Annotated in this window: 24 protein-coding genes; 12 read left to right on the forward strand and 12 right to left on the reverse strand. The window is 66.7% G+C overall.

Features of this window, described 5'->3' with window-relative positions; genetic code table 11:
- Window positions 1-293: 293 nt before the first annotated feature.
- The 6 genes from ACQR0Z_RS13200 to ACQR0Z_RS13225 form a co-directional block, all read right to left on the reverse strand.
- Window positions 294-533, reverse strand: coding sequence for a hypothetical protein (locus tag ACQR0Z_RS13200; protein ID WP_172114072.1), 240 nt, complete (start codon window positions 531-533; stop codon window positions 294-296).
- 17 nt (window positions 534-550) lie between these two features.
- Window positions 551-868, reverse strand: a complete 318-nt coding sequence (locus ACQR0Z_RS13205) for a hypothetical protein (protein ID WP_434918903.1) — start codon at window positions 866-868, stop codon at window positions 551-553.
- Complete coding sequence (locus tag ACQR0Z_RS13210) at window positions 865-1671, reverse strand: ankyrin repeat domain-containing protein (protein ID WP_434918904.1); 807 nt, start codon at window positions 1669-1671, stop codon at window positions 865-867. Before ACQR0Z_RS13210 ends, ACQR0Z_RS13205 begins: the two co-directional genes overlap by 4 nt.
- A gap of 24 nt (window positions 1672-1695) precedes the next feature.
- A complete protein-coding gene (locus ACQR0Z_RS13215; protein WP_434918905.1) occupies window positions 1696-3339 on the reverse strand; it encodes a SagB/ThcOx family dehydrogenase in 1644 nt (547 codons plus the stop codon).
- A gap of 267 nt (window positions 3340-3606) precedes the next feature.
- Window positions 3607-3810 (reverse strand): hypothetical protein, encoded by a 204-nt coding sequence (locus tag ACQR0Z_RS13220; RefSeq protein WP_434918906.1) that lies wholly within the window; start codon window positions 3808-3810, stop codon window positions 3607-3609.
- Between the two features lie 5 nt (window positions 3811-3815).
- The gene (locus tag ACQR0Z_RS13225; protein WP_434918907.1) at window positions 3816-4778 is read right to left on the reverse strand and encodes a PDR/VanB family oxidoreductase; all 963 of its coding nucleotides are present in this window, start codon (window positions 4776-4778) and stop codon (window positions 3816-3818) included.
- 255 nt (window positions 4779-5033) lie between these two features.
- Between ACQR0Z_RS13225 and ACQR0Z_RS13230 the strand changes: the two genes are divergently transcribed.
- Both ACQR0Z_RS13230 and ACQR0Z_RS13235 read left to right on the forward strand, forming a co-directional pair.
- Entirely contained in the window at window positions 5034-6191 is a 1158-nt protein-coding gene (locus ACQR0Z_RS13230; protein WP_434918908.1) for a PcfJ domain-containing protein, read from the forward strand.
- 139 nt (window positions 6192-6330) lie between these two features.
- Entirely contained in the window at window positions 6331-7050 is a 720-nt protein-coding gene (locus tag ACQR0Z_RS13235; RefSeq protein ID WP_434918909.1) for a class I SAM-dependent methyltransferase, read from the forward strand.
- A 35-nt stretch (window positions 7051-7085) separates the two neighbouring features.
- Here the strand turns inward: ACQR0Z_RS13235 and ACQR0Z_RS13240 are convergent, their stop codons facing one another.
- The gene (locus ACQR0Z_RS13240) at window positions 7086-7565 is read right to left on the reverse strand and encodes a VOC family protein (protein WP_434857175.1); all 480 of its coding nucleotides are present in this window, start codon (window positions 7563-7565) and stop codon (window positions 7086-7088) included.
- A gap of 1247 nt (window positions 7566-8812) precedes the next feature.
- Here ACQR0Z_RS13240 and ACQR0Z_RS13245 point away from each other — a divergent pair.
- The 4 genes from ACQR0Z_RS13245 (at window position 8813) to ACQR0Z_RS13260 (ending at window position 12589) form a co-directional block, all read left to right on the forward strand.
- The gene (locus ACQR0Z_RS13245; protein ID WP_434918910.1) at window positions 8813-9421 is read left to right on the forward strand and encodes a nuclear transport factor 2 family protein; all 609 of its coding nucleotides are present in this window, start codon (window positions 8813-8815) and stop codon (window positions 9419-9421) included.
- Between the two features lie 371 nt (window positions 9422-9792).
- Entirely contained in the window at window positions 9793-10836 is a 1044-nt protein-coding gene (locus ACQR0Z_RS13250; protein ID WP_434857173.1) for a Rieske 2Fe-2S domain-containing protein, read from the forward strand.
- A 5-nt stretch (window positions 10837-10841) separates the two neighbouring features.
- Window positions 10842-11597 carry a GntR family transcriptional regulator gene (locus ACQR0Z_RS13255; RefSeq protein ID WP_434857172.1) on the forward strand — a complete coding sequence of 252 codons (756 nt, stop codon included), beginning with the start codon at window positions 10842-10844 and terminating at the stop codon, window positions 11595-11597.
- A gap of 11 nt (window positions 11598-11608) precedes the next feature.
- Complete coding sequence (locus tag ACQR0Z_RS13260; protein ID WP_434918911.1) at window positions 11609-12589, forward strand: PDR/VanB family oxidoreductase; 981 nt, start codon at window positions 11609-11611, stop codon at window positions 12587-12589.
- Between the two features lie 3 nt (window positions 12590-12592).
- Here the strand turns inward: ACQR0Z_RS13260 and ACQR0Z_RS13265 are convergent, their stop codons facing one another.
- Both ACQR0Z_RS13265 and ACQR0Z_RS13270 read right to left on the reverse strand, forming a co-directional pair.
- Window positions 12593-13246, reverse strand: coding sequence for a hypothetical protein (locus ACQR0Z_RS13265; protein ID WP_434918912.1), 654 nt, complete (start codon window positions 13244-13246; stop codon window positions 12593-12595).
- 136 nt (window positions 13247-13382) lie between these two features.
- On the reverse strand, window positions 13383-14417 hold the full coding sequence (locus ACQR0Z_RS13270; RefSeq protein ID WP_434919308.1) for a uroporphyrinogen decarboxylase family protein: 1035 nt from the start codon (window positions 14415-14417) through the stop codon (window positions 13383-13385).
- A gap of 170 nt (window positions 14418-14587) precedes the next feature.
- On the opposite strand from ACQR0Z_RS13270, the gene ACQR0Z_RS13275 reads away from it, so the two are divergent.
- The 3 genes from ACQR0Z_RS13275 to hemC all read left to right on the forward strand — a co-directional run bounded on the left by ACQR0Z_RS13275 (window position 14588) and on the right by hemC (window position 18490).
- Window positions 14588-15778, forward strand: a complete 1191-nt coding sequence (locus ACQR0Z_RS13275; protein WP_434918913.1) for an acetate/propionate family kinase — start codon at window positions 14588-14590, stop codon at window positions 15776-15778.
- 93 nt (window positions 15779-15871) lie between these two features.
- A complete protein-coding gene (locus tag ACQR0Z_RS13280) occupies window positions 15872-17497 on the forward strand; it encodes a GMC family oxidoreductase (protein WP_434918914.1) in 1626 nt (541 codons plus the stop codon).
- Window positions 17498-17512: 15 nt separating this feature from the next.
- Window positions 17513-18490, forward strand: a complete 978-nt coding sequence (gene hemC, locus ACQR0Z_RS13285) for a hydroxymethylbilane synthase (RefSeq protein WP_434918915.1) — start codon at window positions 17513-17515, stop codon at window positions 18488-18490.
- A 4-nt stretch (window positions 18491-18494) separates the two neighbouring features.
- Here hemC and hemE read toward each other — a convergent pair whose 3' ends face one another.
- A complete protein-coding gene (hemE, locus tag ACQR0Z_RS13290) occupies window positions 18495-19541 on the reverse strand; it encodes a uroporphyrinogen decarboxylase (RefSeq protein ID WP_434918916.1) in 1047 nt (348 codons plus the stop codon).
- Window positions 19542-19712: 171 nt separating this feature from the next.
- Between hemE and ACQR0Z_RS13295 the strand changes: the two genes are divergently transcribed.
- Together ACQR0Z_RS13295 and ACQR0Z_RS13300 are read left to right on the forward strand one after the other, a co-directional pair.
- Window positions 19713-19958 (forward strand): hypothetical protein, encoded by a 246-nt coding sequence (locus ACQR0Z_RS13295; RefSeq protein WP_434857165.1) that lies wholly within the window; start codon window positions 19713-19715, stop codon window positions 19956-19958.
- A gap of 161 nt (window positions 19959-20119) precedes the next feature.
- On the forward strand, window positions 20120-22030 hold the full coding sequence (locus ACQR0Z_RS13300) for a diguanylate cyclase (RefSeq protein WP_434918917.1): 1911 nt from the start codon (window positions 20120-20122) through the stop codon (window positions 22028-22030).
- Window positions 22031-22043: 13 nt separating this feature from the next.
- On the opposite strand, the gene ACQR0Z_RS13305 is transcribed toward ACQR0Z_RS13300, so the two are convergent.
- Window positions 22044-22271: a SlyX family protein gene (locus ACQR0Z_RS13305; RefSeq protein ID WP_434857163.1), complete on the reverse strand. Its 228-nt coding sequence runs from the start codon at window positions 22269-22271 to the stop codon at window positions 22044-22046.
- The gene (locus ACQR0Z_RS13310; protein ID WP_434918918.1) at window positions 22258-23034 is read right to left on the reverse strand and encodes a rhodanese-related sulfurtransferase; all 777 of its coding nucleotides are present in this window, start codon (window positions 23032-23034) and stop codon (window positions 22258-22260) included. The genes ACQR0Z_RS13305 and ACQR0Z_RS13310 overlap by 14 nt, the downstream gene beginning before the upstream one ends.
- A 132-nt stretch (window positions 23035-23166) precedes the next feature.
- Between ACQR0Z_RS13310 and ggt the strand changes: the two genes are divergently transcribed.
- Window positions 23167-24753, forward strand: coding sequence for a gamma-glutamyltransferase (gene ggt, locus ACQR0Z_RS13315; protein WP_434857161.1), 1587 nt, complete (start codon window positions 23167-23169; stop codon window positions 24751-24753).
- Window positions 24754-25483: the final 730 nt, after the last annotated feature.

A 25483-nucleotide genomic window follows, 5' to 3' on the forward strand; every position in this document is an offset into this window, starting at 1 on the left:
CGTTCTTCACGGGGAGAGGGTTGGGGTGAGGGGCAGCCACACGGGCAGATTTTCTTGTCATCTGACACCTTGTAGGTCGCATCGAAGATGCGATGGCGCTCACTCGATCCTCTGTCATGAGGCCGTATGTCGTTGAATGGTGTTGACACTGCCCGTGCCGCTGCCCCTCACCCCAACCCTCTCCCCGTGAAGGACGGGGAGAGGGAGCGCAGCGTCGCCTGTGGTGGTAGCACGGCTTGAATCATGGTCCGGCAGGAGGACGTCGCTACCCGCGACTTACGCACTCCTTGCCGTCAGAACCCATCCGCCTTCTTGCCCCAGGGATGACTGCCCGGCACCAGCTGGGCCTTGATGCCGGCCTTTTCGACGTCCGCTTGCGTCTTGAAGAACGTCGCCTCGTGCACCAGCGTGCCGTTCTTGGTCGTCACCGCGACATAGCGCGCGACGGTGTCGATGTCGCAGAGATAGCCGCCGCCGGGGTCGGCGGCGCTGCGCAGATTGCCGTCCCAGTCGACGAAGAAGCCGTCACTCATATCTTGTTCTCCAAGGTTCATTCCGTGTCAGGCTGGTCCGCGACCAGTTGCGCATAGGCGCTTTCGACGATCGCCCGGCATTGCAGCAGGCGCTGGTGCTCGGCCTTGCTGATGCTCACCGTCTCCACGCCATCATCGGTGGCCGTCGTCGCTGCCTGCAGCGCCTCGAACAGCGCCTTCTCGAGCTGATAGATTCGCTCGCTGGCGCGCTCCAGATAGGGGATCGGATTGGCGCGGACATTGGCCTCGTGCAGCGCATCCAGGCTGAGCAGCGAGCGGAAGCGGCGCTCGACCCGGCGCTGCTGCATGCCGAAATCATGCTCGATGACCGTCATGGCCGCACCTCTCGCGCGGACCTCGCTGCGGCCTTGGCGGCGTCGCGGAGCAGGGTGAGGCATTCGAGCGAGGCGGCCATGTCGAGCGCGGAGAAGCCGTCCAGCGTTTCGCTCTCGATGTCGGCGCCCTTGGCGAGCAGATGCGCGACCACCTCGGCCTTGCCCGAGGACGACGCATACATCAGCGCGGTCGCGCCATTGTCGTTGCGGTTGTCGAGGTCGATGCCGGCCTCGACCAGTGCATCGATGGCGTCGAGATGCCGGCCGACGCAGGCGAGCCACAGTGCGTTGTTGCCGTCGGCATTCCTGGCCGAGATGTCCGCGCCCGCGGCGAGCAGCTCGCGGATGATGGTGACGTTGCCGAGATGGGCGGCGCGCATCAGCGGCGTCGTCCGGTTGCCGATCGCAGCGTCGACGTCATCAGCGGGAAAGCCCTGGGCGGCGAGCCACGCCGCCAGCACCGGACCGATGTCGGCCGCGCCGCTGCGCGCCGGAAAGCGCTGGCGCCACGCCTCATAGCCGCCGTCGAGGCTGTAGACCTCCGTGAACCCGAAATCGGAGAAGGTCTGCGCATATTCCTGGCTGGCGTTGCCATGATAGCAGTAGATCAGGATCGGCGTCCGCCTGGTCGTGCCGGCGATCAGCTCCGACAGATTGCGCTGGGTGAGATGCTGTGCGCCTGTGATGTGCGCGGTGCTGAACGAGGCCTGGTCACGGACGTCGAAGCGCAGCACGTCGTCACGCTGCAGCAGCTCGGCCGCCTGGCCGACGTCAATGCGCTGGAACGGAATGCGCGGTCTCATGCTGTTTGTCTCATGGCAGTGCTCTCACGGCAGGACTCCGGCTTCGTTGCGTGTGCGGCCCGGATAGGCAGCCAGGGTCGTGATGCGATCATCGGTCAGGGGACGGCCGATGGTGAAGTGATAGAGCGTCTGCCACCGGTCGCTGGCGACGCCGAGCATCTCGTGCACGGAATCGTCGAAATAGCAGCCGATGCCGGTGCCACGCTGGCCGGCCGCCTCGGCTTCGAGATACAGCACCTGACCGATCAGGCCGGCCTCCCAATGCAGCTGGCGATAGCGCCAGGGATGGTCGCTGACGAGCGGAGCGAACTCGGCCAGCATCGCCAGCGTGAAGCAACTGTCGCCGGCGATCGCCTGGTGGCAGCTCGCGGTGCGGACCACGCCGCGGCTGTCGGTCGGCAGCAGATGAAACAGCGGCAGATGATCAGGCGCATTCTCGACGCGGCGCCAGTCGAAATCAGAACGCAGCGCCCGCCGCAGATCGCTTTCCGTGTTCGCGTTGCGCGGAAGAGCATAGAGCCCCGGCGCGAGACCGTCGACGCGATGGACGAACAGCAGGGGATGCAGGCGGGGCGCAAAGGGCCAGGCGTCCCAGGGCGGCGTCGCGCGCGGCAGCAGCGCGTCGAGCAACTGGTAGAAGATATCCGCGCTCATCGTGAACCTGGAATCGAAGCGTTGCGCGCTGCGGCGACCGAGGATGAGCTCGGCCGCGCGGGCCGTCGATCGCTGCACGCGTGGGGGCAGGGACGGGCGCGCCGTGATCGCATCCTGCGCCATGCCGGCCGTGGCCGCGCTGACCTCGGGGATGACGGGCCAGCGGTAGAGCGGATGGCGATCGAGCCGGTTCGCTGTCCCCGTCCAGATGTCCTCGTTCGTCCACGGCCGGGGCAGATCCGCATGCGCGGCCCCGTCTGCATTACGAGGCGTGATCGCGACCAGAACGTCGGCATCCTCCGGCTCGACCGCGGCGAAATCACCGGCGCGATCGAGGCCCATGAGGGCGGCCAGCCTTGTGCTGTCGAGTCCGTCGATGACGTGTGCCGTCCAGCCTAGCGCCGCGGCGGCGGTGCTGATGCCGCCGAGCGCGTGGCCGAGGTCGAGCTGGCAGTAGCGGAAGGCGCGCTCGCCATATTTCCACGCCTCGCGCCAATGAATCGAAGAGAGGCCGAGCCAGAGCCGCGGCGGTCCGTCCGGGGCGTTGCCGCGGCGGCACCGCTGCTCCAGCACGTGGTCGCGACTGAGATAGTGGTGGAGCCCGTCGCCGAGGCCGGCGACATGCTCCGCGATCACATAGGCCTCGGTCGGATGCAGATTGCCGCTCGACGGATTGCAGCGCAGCGCCCAGCGATCGGGGCCGTACTCCTTCCACGCCGACAACCCGAACGACAATTCCAGCAGCAGCGCGACGCCGTCGATGGTGAGCGCGTGCACCGGCGCCGTCCCTTCGCAGGCCGCGGCAAAGCTCGCGGTGAGGCGATCCGACGTCAGCGGCAGATCCGTCCGCGGGCTGCCTGCGAATTCGCGAAACGGATTCGGCTGCGCGTCCCAGTCCAGCGTCTCCGGCCCGGCCGCATAGCGCTTCAGGCTATGCTTGGTGCGGGCGTGATAGGCGAGCGCGATCTCGGCGGCCGCCGGCATCTTCGCTGCGGGTGACGGTGACACGGACATGGTTCCTCACAACGCGCGAGCTCGACGTTCGCGCATCCTGAACGGTCGCTTGGTGACCGGATCGAGCGGAGCAAAATCCGTTCCGGGAGCACGCCGCCGTCTTGTCACCTCATCCTCGGATGCGCCCCTCCGGCACAGGCCAGGAATGCATCACCGCGGGTGTTTGATATGGACGCCGGGCTGGCCGCTGCGCGTCTCCCGGACTGACAGCGCGGAGAGCGTTGTCCGATTCCGAACAGCGCGACCGGCGCTGTCCGTTTCTCGACATCAGTGCGGCTGCGTGCGGCGCGAGCTGCTCGCCTCGATCAGCACCGCGACCTTGGCGGCGATCGACAGCCACGCCTGATGCGCGTCGATCTTGTGGCCGAGCTTGAAGCTATCAGCCATGCGGCTCGCGAAAGCCGGCCCGTCCGGGCCGTGCTGTTCGGCGATGATCCACGCGGTCTGCCACAGATCGGTTTCGCTCGTCACGGCAGCTACAGATCCAGCACCAGCTGGTCGCCCTTGGCGCGCGACACGCAGGGGAGGAAATAGCCTTCCGCGCGCTGCGCCGCCGACAGCCGCTTGTCGCGATGATCGATCTCGCCCTCGACGACCCGGGTCTTGCAGGTGCCGCACATGCCCTGCTCGCAGGAGGTCGCGATCTTGACGCCGTTCTCCTCGAGGAAGGCGGTGACGGTCTTGTCGCCCGGGATCTTGAACGTCGCGCCGGTGCTCTTGATGGTGACGTCGAACACCTTGTCGAGCAGCGCGGCCGCGGCCTTGGCGGTGAAGCGCTCGACATGGATGCGCTCTTCGGCAAAACCCTTCTGCTTGGCCTGCGCGATGATCGGATCCATCCACCAGTCCACGCCGCAGATGAACAGCTGGGTGTCGTCGGGACGGTCGGCCAGCAGCTCGGCGGCTTTCAGCAGCTGATTGTCCTCGGTCGCTTCCTTGTAGTATTTGGTATCGGCGGCGAACGCCGAGGCCTCGATCCGGCCGCGGAATGCGTCCGGCGACATCAGCGCGAACACGTAGTGCAGCTCGAACGGGATGTTCTTGGCCTTCAGCGTGTCGGCGATCGACAGGATCGGCGTCACGCCGATGCCGCGCGCCACCAGCAGCGCGCGCTTGGTGTCCTTCGGGATCTTGAAGCGGTTGCGCGGGCGGCTGACCTGCAGCTTGTCGCCCTCGTTGATGTCGAGATGCAGCGCCTTGGAGCCGCCGCGGCTGTTGGCATCCTTCCACACGCCGATGCAGTAGCGGTTGCGTTCGGCCGCGCTGTTCAGCAGCGAATATTGCCGCGTCAGTCCGTTCGGCAGGGTGACGTCGATATGGCTGCCCGGAGTGAACCCCGGCAGCGGCTGATCGTCAGCCGGAACGAGCTCGAATGAGGCCATGTTGTGCGCTTCGATGGCTTTTTTCGCCACGACGACGGTGTGCAGGCTGTCGGACATCTGACAACTCCATGGAGCGACCCGGCTGAGAAGTAGGCGATGCAAGGAGAAGGCCAATTGGCCGCATTCGCTGAGTGAAGCAGCTTTTCCGCTTGCTCTCTCAGCTGATGAGATGTATGTACGCCGCCCGTTTCAACTCCAGATGCGTTCAACGCGAGAGGCCATCAGCCATGTCAAACCCACTGTGCGCGACACGATCCGTGCCGACGCTCGCAGTGCGTCCGGCTGACAGTCCCTCCATCATGTTGAACGATCATGGCCAAGTCATCGATCGCGCGCCGGCAGGAGGCCGAGCGCGCACGGGTTGAAGCCTATGAGCTGACGCTGCGCCGTGTGGCGCGGCCGTCGCGCCCGCCGCCGGATCTGCACAATGCGATCCGCGAGGCGGCACGCGGCTTCGGCTCCGACCTGATCATTCGCAGCCCCGAAAGCTGGAAGCCGCAGCTGAAGACGCGCGATCCCGCGCGCCTGCGGCTGGCGGCCGCGCGGCACCTGTTCGCGCGCTATCCGGTCGCCGCGCATCTGGAGCAGATCTGGATCGACGCGGACGGGCTGGAGCGTGACGAGCGCGACCTGCGCAAGTGCTGGTACATCGTGGCCGCCGGTGGCGGCTCGCTGTACAAGGCGGGCGCGTCGGCCGTCCTGTCGCGCAAGGAGGTTCACGCCTTCCTCAATCCGCTCGGTCAGGTCGGCTTCGACGAGGCGATCTGGCAGGCGATCGCGCGCTCCTACACCGACGATCCCGCTTTGGCGTCGCGGATCGCCCGGTCGAAGATCGCGCGGACGCCGCGCGGCGAGATCGCGTTCTGGCGCGAGGCCGCGCAGTTCTTCTGCGCGCAGCCGACGACCCTCGAGGAGATCGACGATCTCTGCGACTATTTCGCGCACCGGCGCCGGCGCGATCGCAAGTTCAGCCTCAAGGGGCGGACGCTCGCGGCGCTGCGCCGCCTGATGAATGCGTGGCATCGCGAGCTCGCGGTGATCGCGCGCATCGAAGCGGCGCGGCGGCGGATCGAGATGGGGCGCCAGCATCCGACAGCGCGGGCCGCTCAGCTCCCGTCGCATTGGGCGGGTGCGCAGCTCGCGGAGTGGTCGTGGAGCCCATCGTCCGCGAAGCGTGATGAGTACGTCATCACGCAGTTGCGGAGCGCGGAGGATCTCGTCGCGGAGTCCAGGGCGATGCACCACTGCGTGTCGAGCTACGCGGCCAAGTGCATCACCGGGCACGCCTCGATCTGGTCGCTGCGCCACCGCCATGCCGGCAGGACGCAGCGGCTGCTGACGATCGAGCTCGATCGGCAGCACCGCGCGGTGCAGGTGCGCGGTTTCGCCAACCGCGTCGCTCACGCCGACGAGCGCAAGGTCCTTGAGCGCTGGGCCAAGGCGCGCGGCATCCACTTGCCGGAGATATGAGCTGCGCCGCCCTCACGGGCGGCGCAGGCCGGTCGAGCGATGCCGAGCCGCTGCAAAGAAAACGTCACATGACATCGCTCGCGCGCGGGTCTATGACGCGCGGTTCTCGAACACAGGTGCCGGACGGGGAGCGACTGCCATGACCATGCGCGAGCAGTGGGAGGATCAGGCCGAGCCATGGCTGGCGTGGGCAAGGGCGCCGGGCCATGACAGCTTCTGGCGGCATCATCGCGAACAGTTCGACACGCTGCTGCCGCCGCCCGGCGCACTGACGCTCGACATCGGCTGCGGAGAGGGCCGGCTGTCGCGACATCTCACGTCCAAAGGGCACCGGGTGATCGGCGTCGATGCCTCGCCCACGCTGATCGCGGCCGCTTTTGCGGCTGATCCCGCGATCGCCGTGGTGCGAGCCGATGCGGCGGCGCTGCCGCTCGGTGATGGCTGCGCCGATCTCGCCGTCGCCTTCATGTCGCTGCAGGACGTCGACGCGATGCCGGCTGCGATCGCCGAGGCGGCGCGGGTGCTCAGGCCCGGAGGTCGGCTATGCATGGCCATCGTGCATCCGCTCAACTCGGCCGGCAAATTCGCAAGCCTTGCCCCGGATGCGCCATTCGTCATCCAGGGTAGCTATCTCGACGCCTTCACCTACAGCGACCCCATCGAGCGCGACGGATTCAGCATGATCTTCCATAGCGCGCATCGTCCGCTGCAGAGCTACTTTGCGGCATTGGAACAGGCCGGCTTCCTGATCGAAGCACTGCGCGAGCCGTCGACGCCTGAGGCGATCATCACCCGCGACAGCAGCCGGCGCTGGCTGCGCGTGCCGCTGTTCCTGCATCTGCGCTGCCTGCGGTCATGACGGCGGAACGCCACCGGCGCTCCGCCTTGCGCACGTCAACCGCGCCGTGCCGCCTCGATCGCGGCGACGTCGATCTTGTGCATCGGCATCATCGCGGCGAACACCCGCTTGGCGACCTCGCCGCCTTCGGCCATGGCATCGGTGAGCACCCGAGGGGTGATCTGCCAGGACAGGCCCCATTTGTCCTTGCACCAGCCGCAATGGCTTTCCTGGCCGCCATTGCCGACGATCGCATTCCAATAGCGGTCGGTCTCGGCCTGGTCGTCGGTGGCGATCTGGAACGAGAACGCCTCGCTTTGCGGAAAGGCCGGGCCGCCGTTGAGGCCGAGGCAGGGGATGCCGCACACGGTGAATTCCACCGTCAGCACGTCGCCGGCCTTGCCGGAGGGATAGTCGCCCGGCGCCCGGTGCACGCCGGTCACGCGGCTGTCGGGAAACACCTCGGCGTAGAAGCGCGCTGCGGCTTCGGCATCCTTGTCGAACCACAGACAGATCAGATTCTTATGCTTGGCCATCGGAGCTTCCTTCCATTGCGCATACGAGCCGTCATTGCATCCGCATTCGACGGCCGCTTGGACATGATCACGCCAGTTCGTCTCGATCCGGCTGGTCCGAGGACGACGCTGGCCATGACAATCCGACATCATGATCGCTCGTCGACGAATTTTTTTTCGTGGGTCGCAGCGGGCGGTTTCGTCGTCGCGCTCCACATGCGTGCAGCGGCACGACCCTTGCTGCCGCAAGATTGGCGGCTCGCGCAACGGAACGACAGGGGCGGCGATGGCATTGCAGACTCCCCGTCGCCTGGCGCTGCCTGGCGACGCCGGACGACACCGCCAACAATGCTGGCCGGTTGCCGGTCTGATGTTGGAACGCCGACAGGCCGCCTGTGAGAACTTGAAGGACAGGGCGTGTCACGCCGGATCGACTGACGGGGTGGCTGGCTTATTCTCTGAAATAAAAATGTATTGCTATTTTTCAGAATTCATGTTCTTATCCCTTCAACCCGCCTCGAGCAGAGGGACGTACGCGTCGTCACGAACGGTGAGGTGGGCTGCGATGGACGTGACGGCCGTGCCAGACGAGCATGGCCGGCGCGGACGGCGAAGTCGTGTGGTCCTGGCCTCTCGACGCCGAGGTCAAGTCCGTGGTCGTTGCTTGACGGCACGCGCGGGCGATGGGGGCAAGAACGCCCGATCCCCAGGGAGAGCACGAAGGACACCGTAACACCATCGCGCGGGGAAGGCCGGGTCTGTCCGGCTGTACTCGTGGTACCTGCCGCCTGCATTTTTTGAGCAGGCGGGCCACGGGCCTCAGCCGAGGTCCGGCCTTCTCCGCGCCCTCTCGTGATTGAGGAGGGACCTGACCGATGCATCACTCGGGCACGCCGTGCCGCGGGATGGCGATGTCGCGTGTTTCATGACGTGTCTTATGAGTTGTTGCAGCCGCCAACCACCCGCTCCGCTGTCGTCCCGGACAAGCGCGCTCCGGCAACGCGCAGCGTTGTCCGGCAAGCGCGCGCCGATCCGGGACCCATAACCACAGGGAGGACTGTGAGGCACGATGGCCGCTCCATCCGACCCAGCCACACCCGTCACGGCGTATGGGTCCCGGGTCAGCGCCCGCCAACGCTGTCGCGTTGTCGAGCTTGCCCGGGACGACACCGAATATGTGGCATGATCCTAACAGCCATGATCAGCCGCGGCTTTGCAGCGCCATCGCGATCCCGTATCCAGCACGGACAATGCAAAGAGGAAACACCATGACCAAGACCGCCGCCGAGATCGAAGACGACCGCCAGATCCGCGAGCTGCTGCAGAACTGGGCGATCTGGCGCGATGCCGGCGACTGGGAGCGCTTTCGCACCGTTTGGCATCCGGACGGGCGGATGATGGCGACGTGGACGCAGGGCACCGGCGACGAATTCATCGAGATCAGCAAGGCGGCCTGGGCCAAGGGCGTCAACATCCTGCACTTCCTCGGCGGCATCTCGGTCGACCTCGCAGGTAACAGAGCGATTTCACAGACCAAGATGACGATCTCGCAGCGTGCCGAGGTCGAGGGCGTCGCGTGCGACGTGCTCTGCACCGGGCGCTTCTACGACTTCCTCGAGAAGCGGCAGGACAGATGGGGCATCGTGCTGCGCCAGCCGATCTACGAGAAGGACCGCATGGACCCGGTCACGCCCGGGGCCGTGCCCGCGCTCGATCGCGCGCTGCTGGAGCAGTTTCCGGTCGGCTACCGCCATCTCGCCTATCTGCAGACGCGCATCGGCTACACCGTCAAGCGCGACATGCCGGGACTGAAGGGGCCGGAGGTGGAGGCGCTCTACGCGCGCGGCGCGGCGTGGCTGCGGGGCGAGCCGCTGTGATCGTTAAACCCGGCATCAGCGACGCCTGCGAGCGCAAAATCCGCCATCGCAGGCTGGTCGGCGCAGTCTGATCCGGCGAAGCACGTGTTCCGTTACCAAGACGAGCAATACGAGAACTGTGGGGCGGTGAGTTCGAAAGGGTCCGATCGCCGGTCGTTGCACGCGCTCGAAACCATCGGTGATATAATTGAATCAGAAAGGAATATCCCGATACATTGCCGATGGAACCTGCCGTCGCGACCCACCTTCTAAAAGAGGTAATGTATACAGAAGTGGCCGCCCGCCCTCGAAAAGCCAAGGAACTTGCGTTCCTCGACCGTGGTGCTGTATACAGCAATCGAGTTGGAAGTATACCGACACGAGGAAACGCGATGGCTGCTTCATTCCCGATGAACGCCTGGTACGCCGCAGCCTGGGATGCCGAGGTCAAGCAGGCCCTGCTGCCCCGCACCATCTGCGGCAAGCATGTGGTGATGTACCGCAAGGCGGACGGCGCGATCGCCGCGCTCGAAGATGCCTGCTGGCACCGCCTGGTGCCGCTCTCCAAGGGACGGCTCGAAGGCGACACCGTCGTCTGCGGCTATCACGGCCTCAAGTTCAGTCCGCAGGGCCGCTGCACCTTCATGCCGTCGCAGGAGACGATCAATCCTTCCGCCTGCGTGCGCGCCTATCCCGCGGTCGAGCGTCACCGTTTCGTCTGGCTGTGGATGGGCGATCCGGCGCTCGCCGATCCCGCTGACATTCCCGACATGCACTGGAATCACGATCCGGCATGGGCCGGCGACGGCAAGACCATCCAGGTCAAATGCGACTATCGTCTGGTGGTCGACAACCTGATGGACCTGACGCACGAGACCTTCGTGCACGGCTCGTCGATCGGCAACGACGCCGTGGCGGAGGCCCCGTTCGACGTCACCCATGGCGAGCGCACCGCGACCGTGACGCGCTGGATGCGCGGCATCGAGCCGCCGCCGTTCTGGGCCAAGCAGCTCGGCAAGCCCGGCCTGGTCGATCGCTGGCAGATCATCCGTTTCGAGGCGCCGTGCACGGTGACGATCGACGTCGGCGTCGCGCCGACCGGCACCGGCGCGCCCGAGGGCGACCGCTCGCAGGGCGTCAACGGCATGGTGCTCAACACCATCACGCCGGAGACCGACAAGACCTGCCACTATTTCTGGGCCTTCGCCCGTAACTACAAGCTCTCCGAGCAGCGGCTGACGACCGAGATCCGCGAAGGCGTGTCGGGCATCTTCCGCGAGGACGAGTTCATCCTCGAAGCACAGCAGCGCGCGATGGACGAGAACCCGGGACGCGTGTTCTACAATCTCAACATCGATGCAGGGGCGATGTGGGCACGGCGGATCATCGATCGGATGATCGCGCGTGAGACACCGCTGCGCCAAGCCGCGGAGTAGTTGGAATGCCTGAGCGTGAGAACGATCGCTCGATTTCGCAGACCGTCCGCGCGCAGCTCACGCTGCGCGACCTGATCCTCACCGGCGGCTTGCGCCCCGGCGAGCGCATCTCGGAGCTGCAGGCGGTGGAGGCCGCGGGCGTCTCGCGCACGCCGGTGCGGATGGCGCTGGTGCGGCTGGAGGAGGAGGGGCTGCTGGAAGCCATTCCGTCCGGCGGCTTCATGGTCAAGTCGTTCTCCGAGCGCGACGTGCTCGACTCCATCGAGGTGCGTGGCACGATGGAAGGCCTCGCCGCGCGGCTTGCCGCCGAGCGCGGTGTCTCCGTCCGCGACACCGAGCCGATGCGGGAATGCCTCGCGCAGATCGACGAGCTGATCGCGCCGCAGGAAATCTCCTTCGATGCTTTTTCGGCCTATGTCGCGCTCAACGCCCGCTTCCACGCGCTGCTGGCCGAATTGTCGCGCAGCCCGCCGGTGATCCGCCAGGTCGATCGCGCCAGCGCGCTGCCCTTCGCCTCGCCGAGCGGTTTCGTGATGGCGCAGTCGGCGCTCCCCGAAGCGCGTCACATCCTGGTGGTCGCGCAGGAACACCATCGCATCGTCATCGACGCGATCGAGAACCGCGAGGGCGCGCGTGCCGAGGGCATCATGCGCGAGCATGCGCGGCTGGCGGCGCGCAACCTGCGACTGGCCGTCAAGGCCAGGGGACCGATGGACCTCGTGCCGGCCGCCGTGCTGATCAAGATGGTGAGTTCGAACTAACGGAGACGATCATGCGCTTCCAGGACCATTGGTCGCCGGCGACTCTTGTGGCGACGTGCGATCTCGCATCCGGCATCCGCGAATTCATCCTGCGACCCGACGGCTACATCGCCGCGCCCTATCCGGTCGGCAGCCACATCAAGGTGAGTGTGCTGATCGACGGCCAGCCCGACGTCCGTTCCTATTCGCTGGTCGGCGAGAGCGATCCGCGCGGTTACCGGATCGCGGTGCGCTTCGCCGAAGATTCCCGCGGCGGCTCGCGCTATCTGTGGTCGCTGCAGCCGGGCGCCCGGCTGGATGTGGCCACTCCATCCTCGCTGCTTCAGGTCGACTGGCAGCGTCCCCATTATTGTCTGGTTGCCGGCGGCATCGGCATCACCCCGCTGGTCGGCGCGGCGCAGGCGCTGGCGCGCAAGACGCCGAACGTCTCGCTGCATTATGCGGTGCGGTCGCGCGGCGACGCCGCCTATGCCGACGAGCTGTCGACGCTGCTCGGTGACAAGCTGTCGGTCTACGCGGCCGATGAGGCGCAGCGGCTCGATCTCGCCGGCCTGTTCGCGAGCCTGCCGCAGGGCACGGCGGTGCTGTTCTGCGGCCCGATGCGGATGCTCGATGCGGCGCGCAGCGCGTGGGCCGCGTGCGGCCGCCCCTTGGCTGATCTCAGTTACGAGACGTTCGGATCGTCGGGGCGTCTGGCGACCGAGCCGTTCAAGGTTCGCCTGCGCGGCAGCGGCGAGGAAATCGTGGTGCCGCGCGACCGTTCGATGCTCGACGTGCTGAACGCGGCCGGTCACGAGGTCATGGCCGATTGCCGCCGCGGCGAGTGCGGCGTCTGCGCGATCGACGTCGTCGACGTTGAGGGCGAGATCGATCATCGCGACGTGTTCTTCAGCGACGAGCAGAAGCACGAGAACCGCAAGTTCTGCGCCTGCGTGTCGCGCGCCCATGGCGTGGTGACGATCGATACGCTGGAGCGTGTCGACGCGGTGTGAGATCTATCTGCCGGTCAGGCTGACCGGCATCGGCGCCTGCGACCGGGCTGACGATTTCCGGCCGGTCTGCTCGGATGCGAGCGCCTCGCGCGCGGCCTTGAGGCGTGCATCGGCGTCCTTGTCGGCGAGCAGCGCGTCGGTGAGGTTGGCCTCGGCGATGTGCGCCGCCTCGGTCGCAGCCTTGGCGGCGGCGATGTTAGCGGCGGTCGGATTGGCTTTCGCCAGCGCTTCGGCCGCGTTGCGATCGGCCACCGCCTTCTCGTTGGCCGCCAGCGCGGCATCGAGATTGGCGTCGGCGATGGTCTCCGCGGCATCCGCGGCGGCGAATTCGGCGGCAGCGGGGCTAAGCGGCGGCTTGGCCTTGGCCGTGCGCTGCTCCGGAGCCGGCGGCTTGGTCGCTGCCGCGGGAGACACCTGAGCCGGTGCTGGCGGCGCGGGTTGTTGGATGGGAGGAGGCTGCAACGACGGCATCGTCGGCACGAGCTCGAGCGGCACCACGCGCGCAAACGAGCTGCGCGCATCGCGCAGCAGGCCGCCCATGACGTCCTCGATCGGATCGGCGCTTGCATTGCCGCTGCACGCGCAGCCGAACAGGGCGATCGCACCGGCAACGCGTTTCGACGTGGAGCCGTGTTTCGACGTGGAGCAGACGGCCATCAGAGCCTCCATTCCGCCGGAAGCGGCCCTGCCGACCTCCAGCGTTCACCGCCTGCCTTATTCCGCGAATGGGGTCCAAGGGTGGCCTCGCCGTGGAGAACGCTGCCCGACATGCGTCGCGGCCGCCGCATTGCCTTTATGCGAGCTCCTCGCGGACCCGAGTCGCCGCCGCGCACATCGCCCTCAATTTCCCGAAGGCAACGGCGCGCGGCAGGTACTTCATGCCGCAGTCGGGCGCGACAACGAGCCGCTCCGGCGCCACCACTTTGAGGCCGTTGCGGATGCGCTCGGCGATGACGCTCGCGGGCTCGATCTCGGGATCGCCGAGATCGAGGACGCCGAGCACGATGGTCTTGGCCGAAAGCTCCTTGAGAATGCCGAGATCAAGCCGCGGCTGCGCCGCCTCGACCGAGATCTGCGTCGCGCAGCAGTCGGCAAGCTCGGTGAGAAAGGGATATCCGCCCGGCTTGCTGGAGCCCGGCACGATGGCCGCATATCCGAAGCAGACGTGAACGATGGTGGGCACCGTGATGTTGTCCAGCGCGCGGTTGATGGCCTTGACCGCATAGCGCCGCGCCGCCCGCGGATTGCTGCGCACCCAGGACTCGTCGAGCTGGATGACATCGGCACCGGCCCGTTGCAGGTCGCGGGCCTCCGCGTTGACGACCTCGGCGAACGCCATCGCGACGGCTTCGTCATCGTGATAGAAATCATCCTGCGCCTGCTGGCTCAGGGTGAAAGGGCCCGGCAGCGTCATCTTGGCCGCGCGGGTGGTGTTGCGACGGAGGAGCTCCATGTCCCGCAGCTCGACCGGATATCTGCGCCGGATCGGTCCGACGACCCGCGGCACGGGCGTCTTGTTGCCGGCGGGCGAGATGATGATCGCGGGGTTGTCCGCGTCGATGCCGTCGAGTGCGGTGGCGAAGCGGTTGGAGTAGCTCTCGCGGCGGATCTCGCCATCCGAGATGATGTCGACGCCGGCCTGTTCCATGTCGTGAATCGCGACGATAGTGGCATCGTCCTGGGCTTCCTCGAGCAGCGGCCGCTGAATGCGCCACATCCCCTGCAGCCGGATGCGCGGAATGGATTTCGCGAGCATGGCGCGATCGACCAGCCAATCGGGCTGGGGATAGCTGCCGACCACGGTGGTGGGCAGGAGATGTTGGGGCATGTTCACCACAGGGGGCCTCCGCGGTCCGACTCGCTCTGGAACATGTTGGCAGACGAGAAGTCAGTGCCGGTGTGCAACCTAGCGTTTTGTCTGTCTTCGGATCGTCATGAAAATGGATCGCATTTTCTGCAGATTGAGTGCTGCGGCTGAGGACTGTGAGAACCGGTGAGATGACGATGCGACATATCCTGACGCTCAATGCCGGCTCGTCTTCGATCAAATTCGCCCTGTTCGCGGCGGACGGCGAACTGGCCGAAATCCTGCGTGGCCAGATCGAGGGGCTTGGCAGTGCGACCCCGAAGCTCGAGGCGAAGCTGCAGGATGGGCTTGTCGACGAGCCGGTCAGTGCTGCCGAGGCGGCCGACCATGAGGCGGCTCTCGGCCGCGTGCTGCAGCTTCTGCGGCGTTCCATGGGCCAGATGCCGGTGGACGCCGTCGGCCATCGTATCGTCCATGGTGGGCTTGCGTTCACGGGTCCTGTCGCGATCGAGAACGATGTTCTCGATCGGCTGGAGGCGCTCGTCCCGCTGGCGCCGCTGCACCAGCCTCATAACCTCGCGGGCGTGCGGGCCGCGCACCGGGCGTTTCCCGATGCGCTGCAGGTCGGGTGTTTCGACACCGCGTTCCACCGCTCGCATCCCTGGGTGAACGACACCTACGCCTTGCCGCGCGCGTTCTACGATGACGGCGTCCGGCGTTATGGCTTTCACGGGCTGTCTTATGAGTACGTAATCTCGCGGCTCAAGGAGATCGCGCCGGAGCAGGAGAAGGGGCGCGTCGTTGTGATGCATCTCGGCAATGGTGCCTCGATGTGTGCGGTCCGCGACGGGCGCAGCATCGGCTCCTCGATGGGCTTCACCGCGCTCGACGGACTGCCGATGGGGACGCGGTGTGGGCAGCTCGATCCGGGCGTCGTACTGTACCTGCTTCAGGAAAAGGGAATGACGGCGCAGGCCGTCACGGACCTTCTCTACAATCATTCGGGTCTCAAGGGACTCTCGGGATTGTCGCAGGACATGCGCGAGTTGGAGGCGGCCGGGACACAAGCGGCGCAGCAGGCCGTCGACTATTTCGTCGATCGCATCAGGCGCGAACTCGGCGCGATGGCGGCGGTCCTGTCGGGCCTTGATGCTATCGTGTTCTGCGGCGGTATCGGCGAGCACGCCTGGCGCATTCGCGCGCGTGTCTGCCGGGATTTCGATTGGCTCGGCGTTGCGCTGCACGACGACCGAAACCGTGCCGGCGAGACCTTGATCTCGTCCGACGAGTCGCGGGTGCGCGTGTTCGTGATCAAGACAGATGAGGAGATGATGATCGCGCGGCACACCGCGCAACTGCTCGATGCGCGTGGCAACCACTGACATGGCCCACCAGCTCTGCCGATTTGCCGCTTGCATGTCCTGGCATTCTGGTATCATCCGGGATGGAAGAACAAGAGAGCCGGGCAGGGAACGATGGAAGGCAGCGTGGCGTCTGATGGCGCGGACCTGGAGTTTGACTACGTGGTGGTGGGTGCCGGCTCCGCCGGCTGCGTTCTCGCCAACCGGCTCAGCAGCGATGGCAGGCACAAGGTGTTGCTGCTCGAAGCGGGTCCGAAGGACACCAACATCTGGATCCACGTGCCGCTCGGCTACGGCAAGCTGTTCAAGGAGAAGACCGTCAACTGGATGTACCAGACCGAGCCCGAGCCTGGCCTCGACGGCCGCTCGGTGTTTCAGCCGCGCGGCAAGGTGCTCGGTGGTTCCAGCTCGATCAACGGCCTGCTCTATGTCCGCGGCCAGCACGAGGACTACGATCGCTGGCGGCAGCGCGGCAATGTCGGCTGGGGCCATGACGACGTGCTGCCCTATTTCAAGCGGGCGGAAAATCAGTGCCGCGGCGCCGACGACTACCATGGCGTCGGCGGGCCGCTGCCAGTGTCGGACTGGCGCCATGAGGACCCGCTGTCGGAGGCCTTCGTGAAGGCGGCGGTGGAGGCCGGGCTGCCGTTCAACGCCGACTTCAACGGCGCAAGCCAGGAGGGCGTCGGGTACTTCCAGACGACCACACGGCGCGGCCGCCGCGCCAGCAGCGCGGTCTCCTACCTGCGGCCGGCGCTCGGCCGCAGCAATCTCCACGTCGAAACCGATGCGTTGGCCCAGCGCATCCTGTTCGAAGGTCGTCGTGCGCGCGGCGTCGTGTTCAGCCAGCGCGGCCGGCTGCGGACGGCCCGGGCCCGCAAGGAGATCCTGGTGTCGAGCGGCGCGTACAATTCGCCACAGCTGCTGCAGCTCTCCGGCGTCGGTCCGGCCGACCTGTTGAAGCAGCATGGCATCGACGTCGTGCTCGACGCACCCGGCGTCGGACACGATCTGCAGGATCACCTCCAGGTGCGCATCGTGATGCGCTGCAGTCAGCGCATCACGCTCAACGACATCGTCAATCATCCCGTGCGCAAGGTGCTGGCGGGTGCGCGCTACGCCGCCTTCCGCAGCGGGCCGCTGACGATCGCGGCCGGTACGGCCGGCGCCTTCTTCAAGACCGATTCCAGGCTCGCCAGCCCCGACATCCAGATCCATTTCATCCCGTTCTCGACCGACAAGATGGGCGAGAAGCTGCACACCTTCTCCGGCTTCACGGCCTCGGTGTGCCAGCTCCGGCCGGAAAGCCGCGGCTCGCTGCGGATCAGAAGCGCCGATCCGGCGGCCCCGCCGGAAATCCGTATCAACTATCTTGCCAGCGAAACGGACCGGCGGGCGAATATCGATGGCCTCCGGATCCTGCGGAAAATCCTGGCGGCCCCGGCGCTGAAGCCGTATGTCTCGGATGAAGCCTTTCCTGGACCCAAGGTCGTGAGCGACGACGACATCCTGGCCTATTGCCGGCAGACCGGCAGCACGATCTATCATCCGACCTCGACCTGTCGGATGGGGGCGGACGATCTGGCCGTGGTCGATCAGCGCCTGCGCGTGCGCGGCATCGACGGCCTGCGCGTCGTCGACGCCTCGATCATGCCGGACCTGGTTTCGGGCAACACCAATGCGCCGGTCATCATGATCGCGGAGAAGGCCTCCGACATGATCTTGCAGGACGCGCGCTGACGCAGGAATGAGTTCGTGACACGTTTCCGGATCGGCACCCGCAAGAGCACGATGGCCTTGGCGCAAACGGAAGAGATCGCGCGCCGGCTGCAGGCCGCGATCCCCTCCCTCGACATCGAGATCGTCAAGTTTGAGACGACGGGCGACTCCGACCAGACCAGCAAGCTGCTGACCCATGGCGGCAAGGGCGGCGCGTTCGTCGCCGAGATCCGGCGGGCGATGCTGGACGGCAGGCTGCATGCGGCGATGCATTCGCTGAAGGACATGCCCGGAAACGAGGAGACGCCGGGCCTCGTCATTGCGGCGCTGCTGTCGCGCGATCCGCCGGGCGATGTGCTGGTGTTGCGCCAAGGGCTGTCGCTGGACGACTTCCGCAAGGACGGTGGCCGGGGCTTCAAGATCGGCACCAATGCGGTGCGTCGTGCGGCCTATGCGCGGCGGCTGTTTCCGCACGCCGAACTGATCCATTTCCGCGGCGCTGCCGACACCCGCATCCGCAAGCTCGACAATGGCGAGTTGCAGCGGCTGCCGGACGGCGGCGCGGTCGGGCCGGCGGATGCGCTGATCATGGCGCGGTCCGGCTTGGAGCGCGTGGGCCTGTCGGACCGCGCGTCCTACGAATTCCCCGCGGCCGACATGCTGCCGGCGGCGGGGCAGGGCATCGTCGCCGTCGAATGCCCTTCCGCCGATTTCGAGACCCGGCGCATCCTGGCGACCATCGACGATGCGGCGGCGCGGGCCTGCGCGGATGCCGAGCGCGAGGTGCTGTGGGTGCTCAACGGCCACTGCAACTCGCCGATCGCTGGCTTCTCGACCATCGAGGCCGGCCAGATGACGTTGACTGCTTCCGTGCTCGACGAGGACGGCGGCCGCTTCATCGAGGCGCAGCGCACGGGTCCCGCCGATCGTCCGCGCGAGCTCGGCCGTGCGGTCGGGCTCGAACTTCTCGGCAACGGCGCGGCTGAGCTGATCGAGCGCAGCCGGCCGCGTTAGTCGGTCACGTCTTGTAGGCGCGCACGCGTTTGAGCATCTGCTCGACATGGGCGATCGAGGTTTCCGGCGTGATGCCGTGGCCGAGATTGAAGATGTGCCGGCCGCCCGCATAGCTCGCCAGGACGTCGTCGACCGCCTGGTCGAGCGCTGCGCCGCCGGTGATCAGCGCCAGCGGATCGAGATTGCCCTGGACGGCGACCTTGCTCTGCACCCGCTCGCGCACCAGGCCCGGCTCAGCCGTCCAGTCGATGCTGACGGCATCGACGCCGGTCTCGGTGACATAGCCCGGCAGCAGCGCGCCGGCGCCGCGGGGAAAACCGATGATCTTGGCATCCGGCCTGATCTGTCGCACGCCCTCGACGATGCGCCGCGTCGGCGCCACCGACCAGCGGGCGAACTCGCGTGGGGGCAGCACGCCGGCCCAGGTATCGAAGATCTGCAACGCGTCGGCGCCTGCCTCGAGCTGCTTCAAGAGATAGGCGACGGAGCTGTCGACCAGCGCGTCGATGATTGTCTGGAAGGCGTCGGGATGGCGATAGGCGAGCAGCCGCGCCGGCGCCTGGTCGGGCGTGCCATGGCCGGCCACCATGTAGGTCGCGACGGTCCACGGTGCACCGCAAAATCCGATCAGCGCGGTGCTCTGCGGCAGCTCGGCACGGACGCGGCGCAGCGCCTCGAACACGGCCTCCAGTTTGGAGAGATCAGCCTGACGCGACAGTGTCGCGATCTTGTCCGGCGTATCGAGCGGATCGAGCCGCGGCCCTTCGCCGATCTCGAAGCGGACGCTGCGGCCGAGCGCGTGCGGGATCACCAGGATGTCGGAGAAGATGATCGCCGCGTCGAAGCCGAAGCGCCGGATCGGCTGCAGCGTGACCTCGGCGGCGAGCTCCGGGTTGAAGCAGAGGTCGAGAAAACCGCCGGCCTTGGCGCGGACCTCGCGGTATTCCGGCAGATAGCGGCCGGCCTGCCGCATCATCCAGATCGGCGGCACGCTCTGCCGCTGGCCGGCCAGCACGTCGATGAAAGGCTTGTTCACGGCAGTTTCACTCACGCTGGCGCTCCGCAACCCCTGGGGATCAGTTTACCGTCCGTGATACATGGCGGGACGGTTCCGGCCAAGCTCATATCGGGTCGCAATGCGCAGGTCCGGCGCCCGCCGGCGCTCAGGTGTCCGGGAACACGCCTTTCGCCGCCGCGTTGTCTCCCCGAAGGGAGATCGATCATGGCTGAAAAATTCAATCCGGCTCCGCACGACAAGCACGCCGTCGACCCGCGCGAGGCCGAGCGCCTCGATCGGGAAGCCAAGACGCAGCTCGACAAGGGTTTGATGGACACGTTCCCGGCATCCGATCCCGTCAGCCTGCAGCAGCCGACGACGCGGGTGAAAGCGCACGATCCTGACCTGGACCGCCACGGAGAGCACAATCCCTCGCTGTGGGACAAGGTGAGATCGGTGTTCGCGCGCTGAACTAATCGTGCCACAAGCGCGCTGCTGTGCAGGCGCTTTCCGTAGTTGTACGGCCGTTGCCGTAGTCTTACGGGGCGCTTAGTCCACCCGGCGAAGGTCCTGATTTCAGAGTTAGATAACATGTCCGTGGGACTCTGGAACCGTCCGGAGAGTCCCGCGGAATGGACGTTGGTACGACGAGAGTTGATCTGAGCCGCTTGCCCGTGTGGGCGGCTGGCGTTCTTGCGCTCATGTGCGGCGCGATCCTCGCGTTCAGCGGCTGGAGCGAATGGTCCTCGCGGAATGCCGAGCTGCACAACGCCGAGGTCGATCTCGGCAACCTGGCGCGGTCGTTGACGCAGCATGTCGAAGACACGTTCGAACTGGCGGATTCGCTGCTGCGCGGGGTCGTCACCGCGCTCGAAACCGACGACGGCAAGCCGGGCGCGATCCCGCGTCTCCAGACGATTCTGAAATCGCGAAAGGCGACCCTTGGCCGCATCAGGGGCGTGTTCGCCTATGACGAGAAAGGCGATTGGCTGGCGACGACCGAGGATGTCACGCTCGCCAACTACAACAATGCCGACCGCGAGTATTTCGGTCATCACAGGAACTCGGCCGATCGCTCGCTGCTGATCGGCCATCCCGTGCAGAGCAAGTCGGGCGGCCAATGGGTGATCACCCTGTCGCGTCGCTGGAATCACGCGGACGGCCGCTTCGGCGGCGTCGTGCTCGCGACCATCGATGTCGCCTATTTTGCGCAATTCTATCGGCAGTTCGATGTCGGGCATCACGGCACGATCAGCCTGATGAGCCGTGACGGGGCGGTGCTTGCCGACAACGCCGATCCCGACCCGCGGCGTCTCGGACGTCCGATCGTGGACGCCATTCCGTACCACCCCGCATCCGGCATCCTGCAGTTCCGCCGCTTTGGCGAAACGCTGCAGCGGATCGGCTTCTATCAGCACGCGCAGCGCTACCCGTTCCTGATTCTCGCCACACGGACGGAGGCCGACATTCTGGCGGTGTGGCGGCACGAGGCGTTTCTGCGCATCGCCGTGCTCGTCTGCCTGGTCGCGCTCATCGTGGCCATCGGCGTCTTTCTCGCCAAGCAGGTGCTGCGGCGGCAGCAGCTCGCGGCCGCGCTCGCGGCCAAGGAGGAAAACTTCCGGCTGCTTGCCGAAGGCTCCAGCGACATCGTGACGCGCATCGAGCTGGACGAATGTATCGGCTACATCTCGCCCTCGACCATGCGCGTTCTCGGCTGGCATCCGTCGCAACTGCTCGGCAAGCGCGCCATCTCCGGCGTGAATCCGCTCGACCGGCCGCAGCTGCAGGAGATGCTGGAGCAGATCAAGAAAGGCGTCGTCGACGAGGCGCGGGCGACCTATCGCATGCGCCGCCGCGACAAATCCGAGATCTGGGTCGAAGCCACCGTCCGCGCCACCCGCAGGCCCGACGGCACGCTCGACGGCTTCGTGGCGGTGACGCGCGACGTGACCCAGCAGAAGACGCTGCAGGGTCGGCTGGAGACGCTGGCGATCGAGGATGGCCTGACCGGCCTCGCCAATCGTCGCCGCTTCGACGAGCGGCTGCTGGAGGAGTGGGGCAGGGCCTATCGCGACAAGACCACGCTGGGGCTCTTGATGATCGACATCGACCATTTCAAGGCCTTCAACGACACCTATGGCCATCCTGCGGGCGACGAATGCCTGCACACGGTGGCCGGCATCCTCGCCGACGAGGCGCAGCGCAGTTCGGACCTCGTCGCCCGCTACGGCGGCGAGGAGTTCGCGATCCTGCTGCCGAATACCGACTCCACCGGATGCTTGCGGCTCGGCGAGCGGATCAGGCGGGCGCTGCATGAGGCGCGCATCCTTCACGACCACAACCCGCCGGGCTTCGTCACGGCCAGCATCGGTGCGGCGGTGTGTCGCCCCGGCTTCGAGCGCTCCGCGGGCCCGGCTTCGCTGATCGAGGCGGCGGACCGCGCGCTCTACGCCGCCAAGGACGGCGGCCGCGACCGCATGGTCATGGCCGGCGAGGTGATCGAGCTGCCGTCCGGCAAGGCGCCGGCGACCGTTCCGGCCTGAGACCGCGCCGGCATCAGTAATGCGGCGGCGGCTCATTGCGCGGCCCCTCGGCATTGCTCTGGGCGTCCTCCAGCCGCTCGATCAGCAGGGCCATCTGCCGCTTCAGCGCATCGATCTCGCGCCACTGCGCCGTGATCGTCTGGTTGAGCGTCTCGATCGTATCGTCCTGGAACGTCAGCCGCATCTCGAGCCGGTCGATCCGCTCGCCGAGCTCCTCGCTGGACGGCTCAAAGCTGCTCATCGCGTGCGCTCCCCTGTGTTGCGTCTGCGGCCATTGGCAGCTCGCGCAGGCCGTGGCCGATGGCGACGCGCTCGTCGAACACGAAGCAGCCGCCGCGCCAGCGGCTCTCGGCTTCCGGAATCTCCTCGAGATATTTCAGGATGCCGCCCTTGAGGTGGTAGACCTCGGAGAACCCGCGGGCCAGCAGCAGCGCGCTGGCCTTCTCGCAGCGGATGCCGCCGGTGCAGAACATCGCGATCCGCTTGTGCCGGTCAGGATCGAGCGCACGCGCGGCGAAATCCTTGAACTGGCCGAAGCTGCGCAGACCCGGATCGACGGCGCCTTCGAACGTGCCCATCGCCACCTCGAACGCATTGCGCGTGTCGAGCACGAGCGTATCAGGTGATGCGATCAGCGCGTTCCAATCCGCGGGACTGACATAGGTCCCGACCTGCCGGGTCGGGTCGGCGGCGGGATCGCCGAGCGTGACGATCTCCCGCTTCAACCGGACCTTCATGCGCTGGAACGGCATCGCCGCGGCGGTCGAGAGCTTCAGCTCCAGATTGTCCAGACGCCCGGCGAACAGCGCGCCGTCGCGAAACTCGGCGACCAGCGCCTCGATCGCCTCGGCCGTGCCGGCGACCGTGCCATTGATGCCTTCCTCGGCCAGCAGGATGCTGCCCTTGATACCGCGGGCGGCGCAGAGGGCGTGCAGCGGGGCGCGCAGGTCGCGGTAATCCGGCAGTGCAACGAACTGATAGAAGGCGGCGACGGCGAGGGGCATGCGGCCGTTTAGCAGCAGAGCTGACCATAGAAAAGCTGGTATCCCCGGGCATTGCCGAGCCCGGAAAGAATGTGCGATGTAGCCGGTGAGCCCTGGCATTCCAGCCACCACACGATCACCCAGCGAGCAACGATGAGAAGCTTCCATTTCCCCGGCAGGTCCACGGTCCACGCCCAGAACGGCATGATCGCTACCTCGCACCCGCAGGCCGCGCTGGCCGGCATCGAGGTGCTGCGCGCCGGTGGAACGGCGGCGGACGCGGCGGTGGCAGCCTGCGCGCTGCTCGGCGTCATCGAGCCGCAGTCGACCGGCATCGGCGGCGACTGTTTCGCTTTGGTACAGCCCAAGGGCGAGGGCCGGATCATGGCCTATAACGGCTCCGGCCGGTCGCCGGCGGCGGCCACCGTGGACTGGTACCTCGAGCGCAAGATCCATTCGGTGCCGCTGACCTCGGCGCATGCCGTGTCGGTGCCGGGCTCGATCGACGCTTGGGACCGCATCCTGCGCGACCATGGCCGGCTCGGCCTCGACCGGCTGCTGCAGCCGGCGATCCGCGCCGCCGAGGACGGCTATGTGGTGGCGCCGCGCGTCGCCTTCGACTGGAACAATCAGTTCGAGAAGCTCAAGAACGGCACCAACACCGCGCGCTACTTCCTGCCGCGCGGCAAGGCCGCCGTCGCCGGCGACGTGATCCGCCAGCCGGAACTGGCGCAGACCCTGCGCGTGATCGCCAAGGAGGGGCCGAAGGGCTTCTACACCGGCGCGGTCGCCGAGGACATGGTGCAGACCCTGCGCGGCATCGGCGGCCTGCACACGCTGGAAGACTTCGCCAATCACCAGACCGAGGTGACCTCGCCGATCGGCACCACCTACAAGGACCACGACGTCTGGCAGTGCCCGCCGAACGGCCCGGGCATCACCATGCTGGTCATGCTGAACATCCTGTCGCGCTTCGACCTGACGCGGATCGATCCGCTCAGCGTCGAGCGCTTCCATCTGGAGGCCGAGGCCGCGCGCATCGCCTACATGATGCGCGAGCAGCACATCGGCGATCCCGAGCACATGACCACCGAGGTCGCGAGCATCCTCGCCAAGGAGTTCGCCGATGAGTACATCTCGCAGATCAGCCTCGACAAGCTCCTGGATCTGCCGAACGTCGCGCCGCCGATGAATCCGGAGACGGTCTACATCACCGTCGTCGACCGCGACCGCAACGTCTGCTCCTTCATCAACTCGATCGCGCATTCGTTCGGCTCGGCCATCGTCTCCAACGAGACCGGCGTGTTGCTGCAGAACCGCGCGGGCGGCTTCCGCATCCAGCCCGGCCATCCGAACTGCATCGCGCCCAGCAAGCGTCCGCTGCACACCATCATCCCGGCGCTGGCCACCAAAGCCGGCCGCGCACAGATGTCGTTCGGCGTGATGGGCGGCCAGTACCAGCCGGTCGGGCAGACCCACGTGCTCACCAACATCCTCGACTATGGCTGCGACGTGCAGGAAGCGATCGATATGGCGCGCGGCCTGCATTACGAAGGCGTCTATCAGCTCGAGGACGGCGTGCCGGCGGAAGTGGTCGAGGGCCTGCAGAAGATCGGCCACAAGACCACCAAGGTGGTGTCGCCGCTCGGCGGCGGCCAGGCGATCTGGATCGACTGGGACAAGGGCACGCTCACCGGCGGCTCCGACCCGCGCAAGGACGGCTGCGCACTGGGATATTGAGGCGAACGCGTTTTCTGTCGCTCTCATCGTCGCGCGCCAGCCCGTAGGGTGGGCAGAGGCGCGCCACGATCTATCAGTTGGGCATCGCTCTCGCACGCGCCGTGCCCACCACTCGCAAACTGCGCTCGCCGATAGACGGTGGGCACGCTGCCGCCCTGCGGGCGTCTGCTTTGCCCACCCGGCAGTTTGCATTGTCGGGCACAGATGCTCACCACCGTCATTGCGAGGAGCCAACGGGTCCGCGCGAAGCGCGGCCCGATGACAGGCCCCGCGACGAAGCAATCCAGAGTCGCGCACTCGGCCCCTGGATTGCTTCGCTTCGCTCGCAATGACGAAGTTTGTCGCTGGCGCCGTGCTTCTACACATGCAGTGTCGTCCCAGCCTCGAGCCGGGACCCATACCCCCAGAGAGCGGTTTGAGGCGGGCTGGTCATTGGCTTTTGTGCCCTTCACGACTGCTGCGGCGTATGGGTCCCGGATCGGCGCATCACCGCGCTGGCGCGCGTCGATGCTTGTCCGGGACGACGGCGGTGGTTTTGGCGGCGATACGGGTCGAGCAGCGATGAGCGTGCCATCACGTTCTCGCGGCTGATCATGCCCGAGTTGTTCGCTTCGTTCGTCCCTCGCTAACAGTGCAGAGGGCGCAGGGAATGCCGGGTGACAGCCTCACCCATGGCCCGCCTGCGTGAAAGAATGCAGGCGGCAGGTACCACAGGCAAAGCCGAACCACG

The sequence above is a fragment of the Bradyrhizobium sp. HKCCYLS3077 genome (genome assembly GCF_051167555.1).
GTDB lineage: Bacteria > Pseudomonadota > Alphaproteobacteria > Rhizobiales > Xanthobacteraceae > Bradyrhizobium.

What these genes read in the sequence shown, in the direction of transcription:
- ACQR0Z_RS13275 (WP_434918913.1), top strand. Translation starts at nt 14,588, where the DNA reads ATGACGATGCGACATATCCTGACGCTCAATGCCGGCTCGTCTTCGATC.
- ACQR0Z_RS13280 (WP_434918914.1), top strand. Translation starts at nt 15,872, where the DNA reads ATGGAAGGCAGCGTGGCGTCTGATGGCGCGGACCTGGAGTTTGACTAC.
- ACQR0Z_RS13270 (WP_434919308.1), bottom strand. Translation starts at nt 14,417, where the DNA reads ATGCCCCAACATCTCCTGCCCACCACCGTGGTCGGCAGCTATCCCCAG.
- ACQR0Z_RS13240 (WP_434857175.1), bottom strand. Translation starts at nt 7,565, where the DNA reads ATGGCCAAGCATAAGAATCTGATCTGTCTGTGGTTCGACAAGGATGCC.
- ACQR0Z_RS13245 (WP_434918910.1), top strand. Translation starts at nt 8,813, where the DNA reads ATGACCAAGACCGCCGCCGAGATCGAAGACGACCGCCAGATCCGCGAG.
- ACQR0Z_RS13260 (WP_434918911.1), top strand. Translation starts at nt 11,609, where the DNA reads ATGCGCTTCCAGGACCATTGGTCGCCGGCGACTCTTGTGGCGACGTGC.
- ACQR0Z_RS13215 (WP_434918905.1), bottom strand. Translation starts at nt 3,339, where the DNA reads ATGTCCGTGTCACCGTCACCCGCAGCGAAGATGCCGGCGGCCGCCGAG.
- ACQR0Z_RS13205 (WP_434918903.1), bottom strand. Translation starts at nt 868, where the DNA reads ATGACGGTCATCGAGCATGATTTCGGCATGCAGCAGCGCCGGGTCGAG.
- ACQR0Z_RS13230 (WP_434918908.1), top strand. Translation starts at nt 5,034, where the DNA reads ATGGCCAAGTCATCGATCGCGCGCCGGCAGGAGGCCGAGCGCGCACGG.
- ACQR0Z_RS13210 (WP_434918904.1), bottom strand. Translation starts at nt 1,671, where the DNA reads ATGAGACCGCGCATTCCGTTCCAGCGCATTGACGTCGGCCAGGCGGCC.
- ACQR0Z_RS13310 (WP_434918918.1), bottom strand. Translation starts at nt 23,034, where the DNA reads ATGCCCCTCGCCGTCGCCGCCTTCTATCAGTTCGTTGCACTGCCGGAT.
- ACQR0Z_RS13255 (WP_434857172.1), top strand. Translation starts at nt 10,842, where the DNA reads ATGCCTGAGCGTGAGAACGATCGCTCGATTTCGCAGACCGTCCGCGCG.
- ACQR0Z_RS13250 (WP_434857173.1), top strand. Translation starts at nt 9,793, where the DNA reads ATGGCTGCTTCATTCCCGATGAACGCCTGGTACGCCGCAGCCTGGGAT.
- ACQR0Z_RS13200 (WP_172114072.1), bottom strand. Translation starts at nt 533, where the DNA reads ATGAGTGACGGCTTCTTCGTCGACTGGGACGGCAATCTGCGCAGCGCC.
- ACQR0Z_RS13295 (WP_434857165.1), top strand. Translation starts at nt 19,713, where the DNA reads ATGGCTGAAAAATTCAATCCGGCTCCGCACGACAAGCACGCCGTCGAC.
- ACQR0Z_RS13305 (WP_434857163.1), bottom strand. Translation starts at nt 22,271, where the DNA reads ATGAGCAGCTTTGAGCCGTCCAGCGAGGAGCTCGGCGAGCGGATCGAC.
- ACQR0Z_RS13235 (WP_434918909.1), top strand. Translation starts at nt 6,331, where the DNA reads ATGACCATGCGCGAGCAGTGGGAGGATCAGGCCGAGCCATGGCTGGCG.
- ACQR0Z_RS13225 (WP_434918907.1), bottom strand. Translation starts at nt 4,778, where the DNA reads ATGTCCGACAGCCTGCACACCGTCGTCGTGGCGAAAAAAGCCATCGAA.
- ggt (WP_434857161.1), top strand. Translation starts at nt 23,167, where the DNA reads ATGAGAAGCTTCCATTTCCCCGGCAGGTCCACGGTCCACGCCCAGAAC.
- ACQR0Z_RS13300 (WP_434918917.1), top strand. Translation starts at nt 20,120, where the DNA reads ATGGACGTTGGTACGACGAGAGTTGATCTGAGCCGCTTGCCCGTGTGG.
- ACQR0Z_RS13265 (WP_434918912.1), bottom strand. Translation starts at nt 13,246, where the DNA reads ATGGCCGTCTGCTCCACGTCGAAACACGGCTCCACGTCGAAACGCGTT.